Origin of the sequence: Pseudarthrobacter sulfonivorans, assembly GCF_031454915.1 — a bacterium.
GTDB classification, from domain to species: Bacteria; Actinomycetota; Actinomycetes; order Actinomycetales; family Micrococcaceae; genus Arthrobacter; species Arthrobacter sulfonivorans_C.
In genome coordinates this window covers 573,255-588,720 of sequence record NZ_JAVDRS010000001.1, presented here as the reverse complement: position 1 = coordinate 588,720, position 15,466 = coordinate 573,255, and the positions used below count along the sequence as shown (strand labels likewise).

Here is a 15,466-nt window from a genome sequence, read left to right as displayed (position 1 = left end):
GGATTCCTAGCGTCGGACGATTGACCTCAAGAGCCTCAATGCTACCGACAGTGAGGCCATGTCGTCGGCCTCGAGCGCGTTGACCTCATCAAACATGCTCTTCGCCCTGCCCAGTTGCTCGGCATTCTGGCCCTCCCAGTCCTTCAGCCGGTTCTCCGCAGAGTCCTCGGACCCCGTCGACTCAAGCACCGCCGTCGTCATGTCCGAGACAGTGGAGTACAGGTCATCCCGCAAGGCGGCCCGCGCCAGGGCCTGCCACCTGTCCTGGCGCGGCAAGTTGGTGATCCGCTCCAGTAGCGCGTCAGCATGGAACCGGTTAAACACTGTGTAGTAGACCGAAGCGATCTCTTCCACCGGCTCGTTGCGGGCGTGCACGATTTTGGCGATGTCCAACAGGACGAAGCTCTCGAACATTTCCGCCCACCGGACGGCCAGGTCTTCCGGAAGTTCCCAGCCGCGTGCCTTCTCCAGCCAACCGGCCACCCGCTCACGGTCGTCGCCCCGGAGATAGTCCAGCAACCGGCCGCGCATCGGATCCAGGAGCGGCTTGAACTCGGCCACGATCGAGGCGATGGGACGTGAGCTACCGCCCTGGGCCAGCAGCCAGCGGACCGCACGGTCCAGGATGCGGCGAATGTCCAGGTGGACCGCGCTCCAGTGTTCGGTGGGGAACGATGCCGGCAGGCTGTTCAGTTCGTCCACCATGACGTTGAGTTCAAAGATCTCCCGGAGCGCCACGAAAGCTTTGGCCACGGCCACCTCAGTGGCCGACGTTTCCTCCATAGTGCGGAACGCAAACGTGATGCCGCCCAGATTGATCATGTCGTTGGCCACCACGGTGGCAATAATCTCGCGCCGCAGCGGATGGGAGTCCAGTTCGGCGTCGAACCGCTCCCGCAACTGTGCCGGGAAGTAGGCACGCAGCGTCGCACGGAACCACGGATCGTCCGCCAAGTCACTTTCACGCAGTGCCGAAGCAAGCTCGATCTTCGCGTAGGCCGCCAGTACCGAGAGCTCCGGCGATGTCAGCCCCTGGCCCTGGCCCAGCCGCTCCCGCAGAGTTTCCGTGCTCGGCAGCGCCTCAAGTTCACGCTTCAGGTCTGCGGACTTCTCCAGCCAGTCCATCAGGCGCTCATAGCTCGGGCTCCACTCGGCCACACGTTGCCGGTCGTTAAGGAGCAGGATGTTCTGGTCCACGTTGTCTTCCAGGACCAGCCGCCCAACCTCATCCGTCATGGCAGCGAGGAAGCCGGCGCGCTCCTCCGCCGACAGCTTGCCCGCGGCCACCATCCGGTCCACGAAGATCTTGATGTTGACCTCATGGTCCGAGCAGTCCACGCCGGCGGAGTTATCGATCGCATCGGTATTCAGGATGACGCCCTGGAGCGCCGCCTCGATGCGGCCGCGCTGGGTCATGCCCAGGTTGCCGCCTTCACCCACCACCTTGACACGCAAGTCCTTACCGTCCACTCGGATGGCGTCGTTGGCCTTGTCGCCCACCGAGGCATTGGACTCGCTGCTTGCCTTCACGTACGTCCCGATTCCGCCGTTGTACAGCAGGTCGGCGGGGGCCAGCAGGATGGCACGCAGGAGCTCCGGCGGGCTCAATTCGGTAGTCGCCTTGGGCAGCCCGAGCGCGGCCCGGGCCTGCGGCGAGACCGGAATGGACTTCACCTGGCGGGCATACACGCCGCCGCCTTCGCTGATCAGAGACTTGTTGTAGTCGTCCCACGAAGACCGCGGTAATTCAAAAAGCCGCTGCCGTTCCACAAAGGACGTTTCCGCATCCGGCGCGGGGTCAAGGAAAATGTGACGGTGGTCGAAGGCGGCCAGGAGCCGGATGTGCCGGGACAGGAGCATGCCGTTGCCGAATACGTCACCTGACATGTCACCCACGCCCACGACCGTGAAGGGCTGGCTCTGGGTGTCCACGTCCAGCTCGCTGAAGTGACGTTTGACCGACTCCCATGCCCCGCGGGCCGTGATGCCCATGGCCTTGTGGTCATAGCCCACCGAACCGCCGGAGGCGAACGCGTCACCGAGCCAGAAGCCGTATTCAACGGCCAGCCCATTGGCGATGTCCGAGAACGTAGCCGTCCCCTTGTCCGCCGCCACCACCAGGTAGGAATCGTTGTCGTCGTGCCTGACAACGTCCGACGGCGGCACAACAGTTTCCGCCCCGTCCTTCGTGACGAGATTGTCCGTGAGGTCCAACAGGCCACGGATAAACGTCTTGTAGCTTTCGGTACCCTCCGCCATCCAGGCGGCCCTGTCCGCAGCGGGGTCAGGAAGCCGCTTGGCGAAGAATCCTCCCTTGGCACCGGTGGGAACAATGACCGCGTTCTTGACGGTCTGTGCCTTCACCAGGCCGAGGATCTCCGTCCGGAAGTCCTCGCGGCGGTCAGACCAGCGCAGGCCGCCACGGGCTACCTTGCCGAAGCGCAGGTGCACGCCCTCCACCCGCGGGGAATAGACCCAGATCTCGAACATCGGCCGGGGGAACGGCAGCCCCTCAATGCGGGCCGGTTCGAGCTTGAAGCTCAGGTGCGGCTTGTACTGGTAGTAGTTCGTGCGGACCGTGGCCTCGATCAGGTTGGCGAACGTGCGCAGGACACGGTCGGCGTCGAGCGTTGCCACCTCTTCAATGGCGGCCGAAAGTTCCGCACGGACCTTCCCCTGGGCGGCGGGCCGCTCAGCACTGGACAGAGCCGGATCGAACCGGGCGGCGAACAACGCAAGCAAGCCCTTGGTGACGTCCGGGTTCGCGAGCAGGGTATCCGCCATGAAACCGAACGAGTTGGAGTTGCCCATTTGCCGGATGTACCGTGCGTAAGCCCTCAGCACCGTGATCTGACGCCAGTGCATGCCTTCGCGCAGCACCAGCCGGTCGAAGCTGTCCGACTCTACCGCGCCGGAAACTGCAGCTCCGAAGGAGTCGCCCAGCAACTCGCCGGTTGCCAGTGGGTCCACGCCCGCCGGGTACTTCAGCCCGAGGTCATAGAGGAAGAAATCCCGGCGATCAGCGGTCTCGATTTCAAAGGGCCGCTCATCCAACACTTCGAGGCCCAGGTTGTGGAAGTACGGCAGGATCTGGCTGAGGCTCTTGGGCTCAAGCATGTATAGCTTGACGCGCGCGTCCTCTTCCAAGTCTTCCCCCGCGCCCTTTGGCAGGTACACGTGGACTCCGGGCCGCTCTTGCCTGGCGCCGGCAATCCGCTCCGCTTCCGCCCCATATTTCTCGAACCGGGCGATGTCCTCCAGCGCGTCCTCTACCTCGTAATCCACCCGGTAGCCGGCGGGGAAAGCCTCGGACCAGATAGCAGCGAGCTCTGTTGATTGCTTGTCAGCCCCACCGTCGCGCAGGACCTCGGCAATGCCTTCACTCCAGGAGCGGGCCGCGCGGACCAGCCGTTTTTCGAGCTCTTCGGCGTTGACATGGCTGAGTTCGGCATTCTTGGGCAGGCGGATCCGGTAGAAGAGCCTGGCGAGGGCGGACTCAGTCATCCTGGCCTCATAGTCGATGCTTTCGGCTTGGAAGGTGGACCGCAGTTCATCCTCGATGCGGAGCCGGACGTTGGTGGTGTACCGGTCACGGGGCAGGTAGATCACCGCCGACATAAAGCGGCCATAAATGTCCGGGCGCAGGAACAACCGGGTCCGCCGGCGCTCCTGCAGCCTCTGGATGCCTGCCGCCGTTGCCGCCAGGTCCTCGATTTCGATCTGGAAAAGCTCGTCCCTCGGATACGTTTCCAGGATCCCCAGAAGGTCCTTGCCGGAGTGGGAGTCCGGCGGGAAACCCGCACTGTTCAGCACCGCGTCCACTTTTTCGCGCACGATGGGGATGTTCCGGACGGACCCGGCATAGGCGCTGGTGGCGAACAGACCGATAAAGCGGCGCTCGCCGTTCACGTTGCCTGCCACATCAAAGCTCTTGACTCCGATGTAGTCCAGGTAGGCGGGACGGTGGACGGTGGACCGGGAATTCGCTTTGGTGATTACCAGGGCGCGCTTCTCGCGGGCCTTCTTCCGGCCGGCGTCGGTCAGGTGCTGCATATGCGGGGCGCCCGGTTTCGCGCGGAGCAGGCCCAGCCCGCTGTCTTCACGCAGTTCCAGCACATCTTCGCCGTCCACGTTGACCAGGTCGTACTCGCGGTAGCCCAGGAACGTGAAGTTGCCGTCGTCGAGCCATTGCAGCAAATCCTGCGCCTGGCGCAGTTCGGCTATCTGGGACGGGTTCGCCACCTGGTCCAGGCTCGCAGCGATTTGCATGGCCTTATTCCGCATCTTCGGCCAGTCTTCGACGGCGGCGCGCACGTCTGCCAGGATCCGTTCCAGACCTTCGATCAGGGATACCTGCGCTTCGTCGGAGACGCGGTTAATCTCTACCGCGATCCACGACTCCATGTGGGAGGTGTTTTCGCCCTGCGCGATGAGGTGGGAGATGAGGGGCATCGCGGCGGTGTCACCGCTGGAGATCCCGATGTGGGATGGAACCCGGTCCACCTTGACCAGCTCCCCTGTTTCCCTGTTACGGGTGACAACAAAGAGCGGGTGCAGGACAAGGCGGATGGCAGCGTTCTGGCGGACGAGTTCGGCGTTGACCGAGTCCACGAGGAAAGGCATGTCGTCGGTGACGATGTAGACGACGCTGCCGTCCCCGTCGTTGATGACGGAAATATTCGCCTGCCCCGGCCGCCGGTGGGCGGCGATATGGCGGTGGGTTTCCGCACGGGTAGCCAGCAGGTCCTGGGAGTAACTTCGGGCATCCTCTTCAGCCAGATGCTCGTAATAGTCCCCCAGGAATCCCTCCCGGTCTCCAATTGCTACGGACTGATCCTCCACACTGGATCCAGACGACATCAACAAACGCCTCCATCACAAAGATTGACGCTGCACCGTTGCAGCTCCTACGGCGAGCCTAACCCTTTGCCAAACGCTGCGCGGTGGAAGAAAATACAGAGGATCGGGCAGTTTGCTGGGCAGGTGCACAAACCAATTCGGCGATCGCACGCCTCAGCTTGGAATCCGGGGCTGTTTCCAGCAGTAACGAGCCGCCCAACAGTGCAGCGTCCGCTGCGGCGCTGTCTGCCGGGAGGAACGCGTCCAGCCCCGACTGCGGGCCATACCGCTCCCAGGCGTCCTTCAGCTGACGTTCCGGCGATCTGCCGACGGCCGATGCCCGGACCTTGTTCATCACCACCACAGGTGACACGTGGGGCACGGCCAATTCAAGCTCCGTGAGTCCGCGGACCAGCCGCGGAACACCCACCGGGTCGGCGGCCCCAACCGCGAAAACGGTGTCCGCCAGTTCCAGGCTCCGCAGGGTGGCGGCGTTCCGGCGCGGCGCCATCGTGTCGAAGCTGAGTTCTTCATCGGCTTCGAGGCAGAAGCCGGTGTCCACTACCACGACGTCGGCAATCTCCTTCGCGCGTTCCAGAACCAGGGACAACGCAGCTGCCCGAAGTTCCGTCCATCTGTCCGCCCGAGTGATCCCCGTCAGCACACGGAAGGTCCCCTGCTTGGTGGTGACAGGTATTGCCACCTTGTGCAGCGCTTCGGCGTCCAACAATCCCTGGTCCGCCAGCCTGCATGCCTGGGCGACGCCGGCCGATTCGTCCAGCAGGCCCAAGACGGCCGCGATGCTTGCCCCGTAGCTGTCCGCATCAACGAGCAGCACGGACTTTCCTTCCGCTGCAAACTCCCCCGCGATGTTGGCTGCAACAAAGGTGCGGCCAGGTGAGCCGGCGGGTCCCCAGACGGCAATGATCCTGCCGGCCCCGGAGGCCTGCGGCGCCTCGGCCGGCTCGGCGGGGACAGGGCGCAGCGCAGCACCCGTGTCGGCCAGTGCGGCCCCGGAAGTGGTACCGTGCGCGGTGCCGGTCAGCTGGGAAACTGCCTCTGCAATCCGGCCGGCCAGGGTGGCCGATTCAACGCCGGTCAGCGCGGACGCCACACCGATCCCGCGCAGCCTCGCGGCCTCTTCAGCGTTGTCCGTGAGGGCAATGATCGCCACGCCTACTGCCCCGAGCCGGTCAACCAGGGAAGCCGTCAATCCCTCGGAGCCGTCTGCCACCACCGCGGCCCGCGCCAGCCCGCTTTGGCAGGCAGCCAGCAGTTCGGCCAGTTCGGCGCAGCGGCGGACCACTGTGACGGGACCATGAAGCCCCTCCAGGCCCCCGACTACGTCTTCCCGGGCCTGGCCGACGGTAACCACGGGGATGCTCATGGGGTGCCGCCGCCCGGGTTCCACACGACGGAAATTTTGGCCTGGTTGGCCTGCGCTCCAAGGATGGCCGGCATCTGGCTGTCAGCCACAAGGACCATCAGCACCGTGCTGCGGGACGAGCCCAGAGCGGTGGACGCGGCAGTCACCTGGGCAATTTCGGCTCCGGGCAACAGCAACTGCGGCTCGCTGAATCCGTTCCTGGCATCGGGCAACGCGACCCAGACGTCCACCCGGGTACCGGCCACCGCCTGCGGGGGAAGGGGCTCCTCGATGGTCACGGCCACGGGCTTACGGTCCAGGGCGTCCACCCCGGCCAGGCTTTCCCTTGGCACCAACTGGCTCTTGCCGATTCTTTGGACTGCAACCATGCCCTCGGGCAGCCCCGCTTCCACCGTGACGTAGTGCTCTTCGGTATCACCGAGGCGGACCTTGGCACGGACCACGTTGTCCGGTGTCAGCCGTTCTCCCACGGCTATGGAGTCCCGGGCCGCGTACACCTCGGTGGTCTGGTCTGCACTGCTTACCAGCGAGATCACCCCCACCACGGAGGCCAGCACCAACAGCACTCCCACCAAGAGCCGCGGATCCTTCCACGACGGCGGCTTCAGCCTCGCACCTGCGGTTCCTGGATCGTGGCTCATGCCTTGCTCCCCCTAGCTCCGAGCCAGGCGGCTGGCTGCGCCCGGACACCCTCATTGTTACGGCACGGGCCCCGGAACAAAAGTCAAAAGACCAAACGGCACCAAACTGTGGATAACCACACCAGATGGCCACTTGAGTGGCAAAATGGTTCCATGCCCAGATTCCTCACCCTCGCCGACGTTGCGGAGCAACTCCAGATCAACTCGCCGGCGGCCTATGCACTGGTCCGCAGCGGGGAGCTTAAAGCTATCCAGGTAGGTGGCCGCGGCCAGTGGCGTGTTGAGGAGAAAATGCTGGAGCAGTACATCGAGGAGCGTTACGCCGAGGCCAGCCGCATGATCCAGGAAGCCAAAGCCAAGCAGGCCTGAGCAGGGTCCACGCGCCAACCCCCGCTAACCGCGTCCACTGAGTTCTTGTCCAGACAAACGCCTCCAGCGGGCCGGAAAACCCGATTATCTGGACAAAAACTTTGGCCCGGAGCTACATCTCAGCGCCGCGCCTTGACCGGATCGCACCCAGCGACTCAAAGGGAATGGTGGTAACCAGCCGGACCTGCGCTGCCCGCCGCGCCTCCCCCTGGCTGACCAGCGCCAGGTCCACAAAATCACTGCCCACCCGGTCGATGACACCGGTGAGGCCACTGTCCTTGACCGGCACATGCCGCAAAATGACCGCAACCGCCGCCCGGTCACGCGCCAGACCCCGTAAGGCGTGCGCCAGCCCGATCCGCCGCCGCACCTGCGAAGGCTCAGCCTCGGACGTCCGCCCTAGACCGGCGTAGCGCGCCACCGCAGCGTAAGGGACCATCACCTGATGCTGGCCCTCGTCCAGCACCAGGGCGTCAGCTCCCGCATGGCTGAGCCTGCCTTCGAATGTCCGCCCACATACGAGATGAACAGCTACCAGGTTCCCGAGGCCGCCCCGCAGCCTGTCGGCCAGCGCAACGGAGGCGGCTTCCACCCTGGCCCGTTCCGAGATCTCGCCCTCGAGCGCCAGTTTCCCGCCCTCGGCAAACTGTGCCTCCATGTCAGTGAACAGTGCATCCCAACGCATGGGCCCAAGCGTAGGGTGCCGCTTCGTGGACGGTCAATCCACCACCAGTTTCCTTCCAGTCTCTGGACAAATCAATTATGGCTGGTCCAAACTGATTCAAGATGCATTAAACAACATCAAACTGCATCAAAGACACGATAGGGACATCATGACTGGTCTTACACCACGCGGGCTTCGCGCAGACGCAATCATGGCCGCCTCCATCCTGCTGCTCGGATCTTTTCTGTACTTCGCCGGCGTGGGCCTGCTGGATCGGTGGGAACTGTCGGCGGCGCGCCGGCAGGCGCCTGGAGTCGACGACCTGCTGGGTGCCTTCGCAGTGGCCGCAGGACTGGCCATCGTGGTGTGGTGGATCCTCTCCGTGCTGATGGCTGTGGCGGTTGCAGTCCTGGCACGCTGCGGCAGGCTGCGTGCCGCAGACCGGGCGGCTGGGTGTTGCCCCGGATTCATGCGGAGGCTCGCCGTGGCCGCACTATCGGCCCAGCTTCTCGCCGCTCCAATGGCCCATGCGGCTGTGCCGCCTGCCGGACCCGCCTGGGTACCAACGCAGGACGTTGCGGTCCAGGCCCAGTGGTCCCCCACGGAGTCGCACCAGGTCGCGCAAATGCCGGGAAGAGCATCCCAGGCTGAAGGACCGCCGAACTCAGATACACCCGCAACGGACGCTTCGCCCCCTGTGGTCCGGCCCGACTGGCGGCCCAGCGCGCCGGTCACCGATCCTGGCCTGCTCGCCGCCCCGTCCATTCGCGCCCTGCAGGACACGCCGCCATTAGCGCACGTGGTCACGGTGCTGGCAGGCGACACCTTGTGGGACATTGCCGCGCGTCAGTTGGGGCCAACTGCTTCAGATGTCGAAGTCGCCTTGCACTGGCCCCGCTGGTACGAAGCCAACAAAGCACAGATCGGCGAAAACCCGCATGTCCTGCTCCCCGGCCAGATCCTGAAAACACCTTCTACGGCCTAGCCGACGTTCCGACTTTCATCAGCACACAACTAAGGGGAATCACATGAACGCTGTTACGCCAATCCGCTCCGCACGGATCACCGGAGCCCCTGCGGCTGCAGTCCGTCAGGTTCCCTCACGGCCCGTCATCGCACCTGGGGCGCAGGGTCAGCCGCTCCGGGCAGCGGACGAGAATTCCGAGGTCCTCGCCATCACCCGCAGTACCGTGCAGGCCGCCATGGAAGTCCTCGCCGGGGTCAGGCCCATCCATCAGTTGGCCCGCCGCCTGGATCCCCGCTGCCTCGCGGTGCTGCAGCACCGCGCCGCGCTGATCCGCCGCGAACAGGCCCGCTCCGCCTCCCCCGCCCTGGCCCGGCTGCACAGGAATTCCGTGGTGCGTTCGGTCCGTGTCTGCGAGGTCTCCCCCGGCATTTATGAAGCAAGCGCAGTGGTTATTGATGATGTGCGCGCCCGCGCCGTAGCGGTCCGGCTTGAGCGAGGCAAACAGGCTTGGCATGTGACTGAGTTCGTCGTTGGCTGAATCCGGAGTCGGCTGAATCCGGAGTCGGCTGAATCCGGAGTCGGCTTGAGTAAATGCCTGCTAAACAGGAAGTGCCCGGAGCTGATGCTCCGGGCACTTCCTGTTTTCTGGTCGCGCTGAGGTCAGCGGCGCTTCTTCTTTGCCTGACGCTTGGCGGCATCCTGCGCCGCCGCCTTGGCGGGGTTACCGGATCGGGACGAGGCACGGCCTTCCACCCTGGTCTGGGAGGCACCGTCCTCGCCGGGGGCCGTGTACTGCAGCTGCGCCGGCTTCTCCGGTGCTTCCAAGCCGGCGGCGTGGATCTGCGGCTCAACGTGCTCCGTGTGGCCACCGGCGGCGTCGGCCACCACGACGTCCTGTGCCGGGGTGACTTCAACTTCCAGGTTGAACAGGAAGCCGACGCTTTCTTCGCGGATGGCCTCCATCATGGCCTGGAACATGGTGAAGCCCTCACGCTGGTATTCCACCAGCGGGTCACGCTGGGCCATGGCCCGCAGACCGATGCCTTCCTTGAGGTAGTCCATCTCGTAGAGGTGTTCCTGCCACTTACGCCCGATGACAGAGAGCACCACCCTGCGTTCAAGCTCACGCATGCTCTCAGAACCGATGGTCTGTTCCCTGGTCTGGTAGACCACGCGGGCGTCGGAGAGCAGCTCCTCCTTGAGGAATTCAACGGTGAGCTTGGACTTGCCACCGGCTTCCTCGATGATCTCTTCCGCTGTGACGCTGACGGGGTAGAGGGTCTTGAGGTTCGTCCACAGCTGGGTGTAGTCCCAGTCGTCGCCATTGCCTTCGGCTGTGGCGGAGTCGATCAGGGCGGTGATGGTGTCCTCCACGAAGAACTGGACCTTCTCGTGCAGGTCGTCACCCTCAAGGATCCGGCGGCGGTCACCGTAAATGGCTTCGCGCTGGCGGTTCAGGACGTCGTCATACTTGAGGACATTCTTGCGCTGCTCGGCGTTGCGGCCTTCAACCTGGCCCTGCGCAGACGCGATGGCCCGCGAAACCAACTTAGATTCCAACGCCACGTCATCCGGGACGGAGCTGTTCATCAGCCGTTCGGCCGCACCGGAGTTGAAGAGCCGCATCAGGTCATCGGTCAGGGAGAGGTAGAAGCGTGATTCGCCGGGGTCGCCCTGGCGGCCGGAACGGCCACGGAGCTGGTTGTCGATGCGCCGGGATTCGTGCCGCTCAGTTCCCAGGACGTACAGCCCGCCGAGGTTCAGCACTTCTTCGTGTTCGTCCTTCACGGCCTGCTTGGCCGCCTCCAGGGCAGCCGGCCATGCGGCCTCATACTCTTCGGAATTCTCTTCCGGGTCCAGCCCGCGCCTGGCCAGGTCGGCCACTGCGGTGAATTCGGCGTTGCCGCCAAGCATGATGTCAGTGCCGCGGCCGGCCATGTTGGTGGCCACTGTGACAGCACCCTTGCGCCCGGCCTGCGCCACGATGGCGGCTTCACGCGCGTGGTTCTTGGCGTTCAGGACCTCGTGCCGGATGCCTTCTTTGGCCAGCAGCCGGGACAGGTATTCGCTCTTCTCAACGCTGGTGGTGCCCACGAGGACCGGCTGGCCCTTTTCGTGGCGTTCGGCAATATCCTGCACCACGGCGTCGAACTTGACGGCCTCGTTCTTGTAGACGAGGTCCGCCTGGTCGATGCGCTGCATGTCCCGATTGGTGGGGATGGCCACAACACCCAGCTTGTAGGTGCTCATGAACTCGGCGGCCTCGGTCTCGGCTGTACCGGTCATGCCTGCCAGCTTGGAGTACATGCGGAAGTAGTTCTGGAGGGTCACCGTGGCCAGGGTCTGGTTTTCGGCCTTGATCTCCACAGCTTCTTTGGCCTCGATGGCCTGGTGCATGCCTTCGTTGTACCGGCGGCCGGCGAGGATGCGGCCGGTATGCTCGTCGACAATAAGGACTTCACCATCCAGGATGACGTAGTCCTTGTCCCGCTTGAACAGTTCCTTGGCCTTGATGGCGTTGTTCAGGAAGCCGATCAGCGGGGTGTTCGCGGATTCGTAGAGGTTCTGGATGCCCAGGTAGTCCTCCACCTTTTCGATGCCGCTCTCCAGGACACCGACGGTGCGCTTCTTTTCGTCTGTCTCGTAGTCCTCGCCGAGCTTCAGGCGCTGGACCACTTTCGCGAATTCGCTGTACCACCGGTTGGTATCGCCCTGGGCGGGGCCGGAAATGATCAGCGGGGTGCGGGCTTCGTCGATGAGGATGGAGTCCACTTCATCCACGATCGCAAAATTGTGGCCGCGCTGGACCAGCTCTGATTTGTCCCACGCCATGTTGTCGCGCAGGTAGTCAAAGCCGAATTCGTTGTTGGTGCCATAAGTGATGTCTGCGGCGTACATCTGGCGGCGCACGGAGGGATCCTGGTTGGAAAGGATGCAGCCACTGCTGAGGCCCAGAAAGCGGTAGACCCTGCCCATAAGGTCGGACTGATATTCGGCGAGGTAGTCGTTCACGGTAATCACGTGGACGCCGTTGCCCGTGAGGGCATTCAGGTAGGCAGGCGCGGTGGCCACGAGGGTCTTGCCTTCACCGGTCTTCATTTCGGCAATGTTGCCCAGGTGGAGGGCAGCGCCGCCCATCAGCTGGACATCAAAGTGGCGCATCCCCAAAGTCCGCGATGAAGCTTCACGCACGGCAGCAAAGGCCTCCGGGAGGAGATCGTCCAGCTGCTCTCCGTCCTGGTGGCGGGCCCGGAGGCGGTCGGTCTCCTCACGGAGCTCAGCGTCAGTGAACGTCTGGAACGATTCTTCGAGGGCATTGATGGAGTCGGCATAGTTCCGAAGTTGCCGCAGGGTTTTTTTGTCACCCGTACGGAGAAGTTTTTCGATAAGTGATGCCACGTGAAGATACTCCCAGTCTGATGCTGCCGAATTCTGGCGTTTTTAGTCTACGGGAGAGACACAGGCCACGTGGCCGGTGTTCCCTGAGAGCGGATCGCACCAACACCGCGGCGAAGGGCCACCGCGAGGGGCTCCGCCAGGTCCCCCACGGGGCTGACCACAACGTCCCCCAACCCGAGCCATTCAGCCATGAGTTCCAGCTCGTCGGCAAGTTCGACGGCGGTTGCCTGCGGCGCGTGCGGCTCGCCGTACGCGGATTTGACCAGGAGTTTTCCTGCGGTTCGGTCAGCTTTCAGGTCCACGCGCGCCACGATGGTGTTGCCCAGCAGGAAAGGCAGGACGTAATACCCAAAGCGGCGCCGATGCTCGGGGGTGTAAATCTCGATCCGGTAGTGAAAGCCAAACAGCTCCTCGAGCCGGCGCCGCTCGAAGACCAGCGAATCGAAGGGACTTAGCAGCGCCCGGCCGGCGGCCCGACGCGGCAGCCTGGCCTCCGTATGAAGAAACACCTTCCGGTCCCAGCCTGCCACCGAAACCGGCTCCAGCCTACCGGTCCTGAGGAGATGTTCTACGGAGTCGGCCGCCGCCTTGGCCGGTATGCGGAAGTAGTCCGCAAAGCACCGCACGGTGCCGATGCCGTGGGCGTAGGCCGCAGCATCGATCAGCCGGTGCATGGCCTCCACTGGATCCCGCCCGTCCTCCACCAGTGCAGGCCGGGCGGGCAGTACGCGCGCGGTGAGGGCGTACCTGCGCTCGAACTGCTCGGTCCTGGACGCGGCGGAGATCAGGCCGTCCTGGAAGAGGTCTTCGAGGACCCTCTTCACGGCGTTCCAGTTCCAGCCCCAGTTTTCGTTGCTTCGGTCCTCCACATGCCCGATCTTCACAGTGAGTTCGGCTGCCGTCAGGGGCTTTCCCATGGCGAGGACATCAAGAATTTGGCGGGCCACGCTGTCGCGGAGCCCGGGCTCCAGCCGTCCGGCTCCCACCCACGTGCGCTTTTGCCACAGGACAAGATCCGGGAAAAGTTCAGGCCGGATGAAGCTGGCCTCGTGCGCCCAGTACTCCATCATGCGTCTGGGGTGGGTTCCGGACATCCGCTGCAGGATGGTGCGGTCGTAATTGCCCAGCCTCGAAAAGAAGGGAAGGAAATGGCTGCGGGACAGCACGTTGACGGAATCGATCTGGACCAGCTGGAGCCGGGCAAAGGTACGGCCCACCGTCCGTGAAGTCACGGGGCCGGCGGGCCGTCCTTTGTCGAGTCCCTGTGCTGCCAATGCGATCCGCCGGGCCTGGTCAAGGCTCAGCGTCGCTGACACGACAGTCCTTTCATTGGCGGGTGTGAACCACCCTAGACTTTTGCAGCCTCATCGTCGGAACGGTAGGCAATGATCTTCTCTTCCACCACGGTGTCCCCGGGTTCGCATTCGTGGTCAAGGGTGATGACGCCGTACGTCCAGCCACGGCGGCGGTAAACGACGGAGGGGGTGTTTGTGGCTTTGTCCACAAACAGGTAGAAATCGTGGCCGACGAGCTCCATGTTGTCCACGGCATCGTCGAGGCTCAGGGAGGCTGCGGGGAATACCTTGCGCCGGATCAGCACTGGGGAATCCCCTGCCGGAATGTCGTTCTCGACCTCATAAGGCGATCGTTCTGCAGGGGCCGCCTGGGGCTCACTGCGATGGCTTGCTTCCACATAAAGCGGCTCACTGGTACTTGCGGGCTCCAGTGAAGCGGTTGCCTCCCGCACGGCCTTGGGTGTGTGGCGCCCGTGGTGGACCTTTTTGCGGTCCTTGGCGCGGCGGAGCCGCTCAAGCAGCTTTGTGTAGGCGAGATCAAAGGCAGCAAACTTATCTGCGGCGCTGGCTTCAGCACGGATCACAGGTCCGCGGCCCAGAACGGTTACTTCAACGGTGAGTTGGTCACCGGTCTGGCGTGCGTTCGTTTCTTTGGACACCTTCGCATCCACCCGCTGGACCTTGTCGCCCAGTGACTCGATCTTTGAGATCTTCTCACCGGCGTACTCGCGGAAGCGGTCTGAGACCGTCAGATTTCGTCCGCTGATCATAAACTCCATGGTGCCCTCCAAATGACTTCGGTGACACGACGGCGGAACATCCCAGAGGCCGAGCTGAATGACAGTCGAGCCCCTTTCCGAGCCGCCATCGAAAGGTACAACTTGTTCTTGGTACCCACCACCGACGTTAGTTCATAGCAACCGCTTATTCATCCTTTCTTCATTTATTTTTTTCTAAGACGGCCCGCTTTCCGCCACCTGCCGGGGACTGCGCTCCGCCAGCAGCTGAATCCGGCGGGCGTGTCGCTGCAAGGACCACTGCCCCGGTCACAACAGCCCCGCTGAGGTGGATGGCACGGGCCGCTTCGGCAAGGGTGGCACCAGTGGTGAGGACATCATCGATGATGATGCAACGGCGGCCCACAACGTGCCTGTGCAACCGCGCCGGGACTGTCATTGAACCCCGGACCCTCGCTGCCCTGGCTCCACGGCCGAGACTCTTTTGGCCTCCGGACAGGTTTTCCAGGGCAGCGGGGCGTCTGGATTTCCGGATCACGTCCACCACAGGCGGGCCGGCGCCCGCGTGGCCTTGCAACCTTCCGGCCAGCAGGAGATGCACGGGGCTGAAACCCCGCTTGACGAACGCGCCGGTGCTGCTGGGCACTGGAACCAGGCAGGCGCCGTCCACGCCGGCGGCTGCTGCCACGATGCCCTCCTCCAGTCCTCTCGCCAGCACTGACTTGAGGTGGTGCTGACCGTGGCGTTTGAACGACAGCAGCGCCTGGGCCAACTCCTCGCGGTATACCCCTGCGGCCACCACGGGTAGGATGACGCCGCCGTCGACAGTCATCAGGGCGGGCGCCTGCTCCTCGGCCCGGAACGGGTGCCTGGTCAGAAGACGGACCTGACGTTCGCAGGCAACGCAAAGGGCCAGGTCCTCCGCGCCGCAGCAGACGCAGTCCACCGGAACTGCGAGCGCCAGGAGCTCGCCGGCGGCGTGCATTACGTGATCGGCGGCCTTCAGCCACGTGCGGGGCTGCCCGCCGCGGTGCTTGGCGGACAACGTGGGCGGCAGGAGGTCCGGGTCCGCGGCGGCCGGGCGGCCCGCAGCAGAACCGGGTGATTGTTTATCTCGCACACCTCATGGTCACCCGGCAGCGGCGGCGCCGGTAGCGGGCCGGGACCC

General features: G+C 64.1%; 11 protein-coding genes. 3 read left to right on the top strand and 8 right to left on the bottom strand.

The window, feature by feature from the left end:
- Positions 1 to 6: 6 nt before the first annotated feature.
- From J2808_RS02650 to J2808_RS02640, 3 genes are read right to left on the bottom strand one after another with little or no spacing between them, the layout of a single operon-like run.
- Entirely contained in the window at positions 7 to 4,860 is a 4,854-nt protein-coding gene (locus J2808_RS02650) for an NAD-glutamate dehydrogenase (protein ID WP_309811183.1), read from the bottom strand.
- A 58-nt stretch (positions 4,861 to 4,918) separates the two neighbouring features.
- Positions 4,919 to 6,226 (bottom strand): AAA family ATPase, encoded by a 1,308-nt coding sequence (locus J2808_RS02645; RefSeq protein ID WP_309811180.1) that lies wholly within the window; start codon positions 6,224 to 6,226, stop codon positions 4,919 to 4,921.
- Complete coding sequence (locus tag J2808_RS02640; RefSeq protein WP_309811177.1) at positions 6,223 to 6,867, bottom strand: hypothetical protein; 645 nt, start codon at positions 6,865 to 6,867, stop codon at positions 6,223 to 6,225. Before J2808_RS02640 ends, J2808_RS02645 begins: the two co-directional genes overlap by 4 nt.
- Before the next feature lie 153 nt (positions 6,868 to 7,020).
- Here J2808_RS02640 and J2808_RS02635 point away from each other — a divergent pair, with 153 nt between their 5' ends.
- Entirely contained in the window at positions 7,021 to 7,236 is a 216-nt protein-coding gene (locus J2808_RS02635; protein ID WP_309811174.1) for a helix-turn-helix domain-containing protein, read from the top strand.
- Between the two features lie 112 nt (positions 7,237 to 7,348).
- Here the strand turns inward: J2808_RS02635 and J2808_RS02630 are convergent, their stop codons facing one another.
- Complete coding sequence (locus tag J2808_RS02630) at positions 7,349 to 7,921, bottom strand: hypothetical protein (protein ID WP_309811171.1); 573 nt, start codon at positions 7,919 to 7,921, stop codon at positions 7,349 to 7,351.
- A gap of 148 nt (positions 7,922 to 8,069) precedes the next feature.
- On the opposite strand from J2808_RS02630, the gene J2808_RS02625 reads away from it, so the two are divergent.
- Together J2808_RS02625 and J2808_RS02620 are read left to right on the top strand one after the other, a co-directional pair.
- Positions 8,070 to 8,885: a LysM peptidoglycan-binding domain-containing protein gene (locus J2808_RS02625; RefSeq protein ID WP_309811167.1), complete on the top strand. Its 816-nt coding sequence runs from the start codon at positions 8,070 to 8,072 to the stop codon at positions 8,883 to 8,885.
- A 43-nt stretch (positions 8,886 to 8,928) separates the two neighbouring features.
- A complete protein-coding gene (locus J2808_RS02620) occupies positions 8,929 to 9,405 on the top strand; it encodes an Rv3235 family protein (RefSeq protein WP_309811164.1) in 477 nt (158 codons plus the stop codon).
- Between the two features lie 122 nt (positions 9,406 to 9,527).
- On the opposite strand, the gene secA is transcribed toward J2808_RS02620, so the two are convergent.
- From secA to J2808_RS02600, 4 genes are all read right to left on the bottom strand, one after another.
- Positions 9,528 to 12,266: a preprotein translocase subunit SecA gene (gene secA / locus J2808_RS02615; RefSeq protein ID WP_309811162.1), complete on the bottom strand. Its 2,739-nt coding sequence runs from the start codon at positions 12,264 to 12,266 to the stop codon at positions 9,528 to 9,530.
- A 47-nt stretch (positions 12,267 to 12,313) separates the two neighbouring features.
- Positions 12,314 to 13,582 (bottom strand): winged helix-turn-helix domain-containing protein, encoded by a 1,269-nt coding sequence (locus tag J2808_RS02610; RefSeq protein WP_309811160.1) that lies wholly within the window; start codon positions 13,580 to 13,582, stop codon positions 12,314 to 12,316.
- Between the two features lie 32 nt (positions 13,583 to 13,614).
- Positions 13,615 to 14,340: a ribosome hibernation-promoting factor, HPF/YfiA family gene (gene hpf, locus J2808_RS02605; RefSeq protein ID WP_309811157.1), complete on the bottom strand. Its 726-nt coding sequence runs from the start codon at positions 14,338 to 14,340 to the stop codon at positions 13,615 to 13,617.
- A 160-nt stretch (positions 14,341 to 14,500) separates the two neighbouring features.
- Positions 14,501 to 15,418, bottom strand: coding sequence for a ComF family protein (locus J2808_RS02600; protein ID WP_309811152.1), 918 nt, complete (start codon positions 15,416 to 15,418; stop codon positions 14,501 to 14,503).
- Positions 15,419 to 15,466 lie beyond the last annotated feature (48 nt).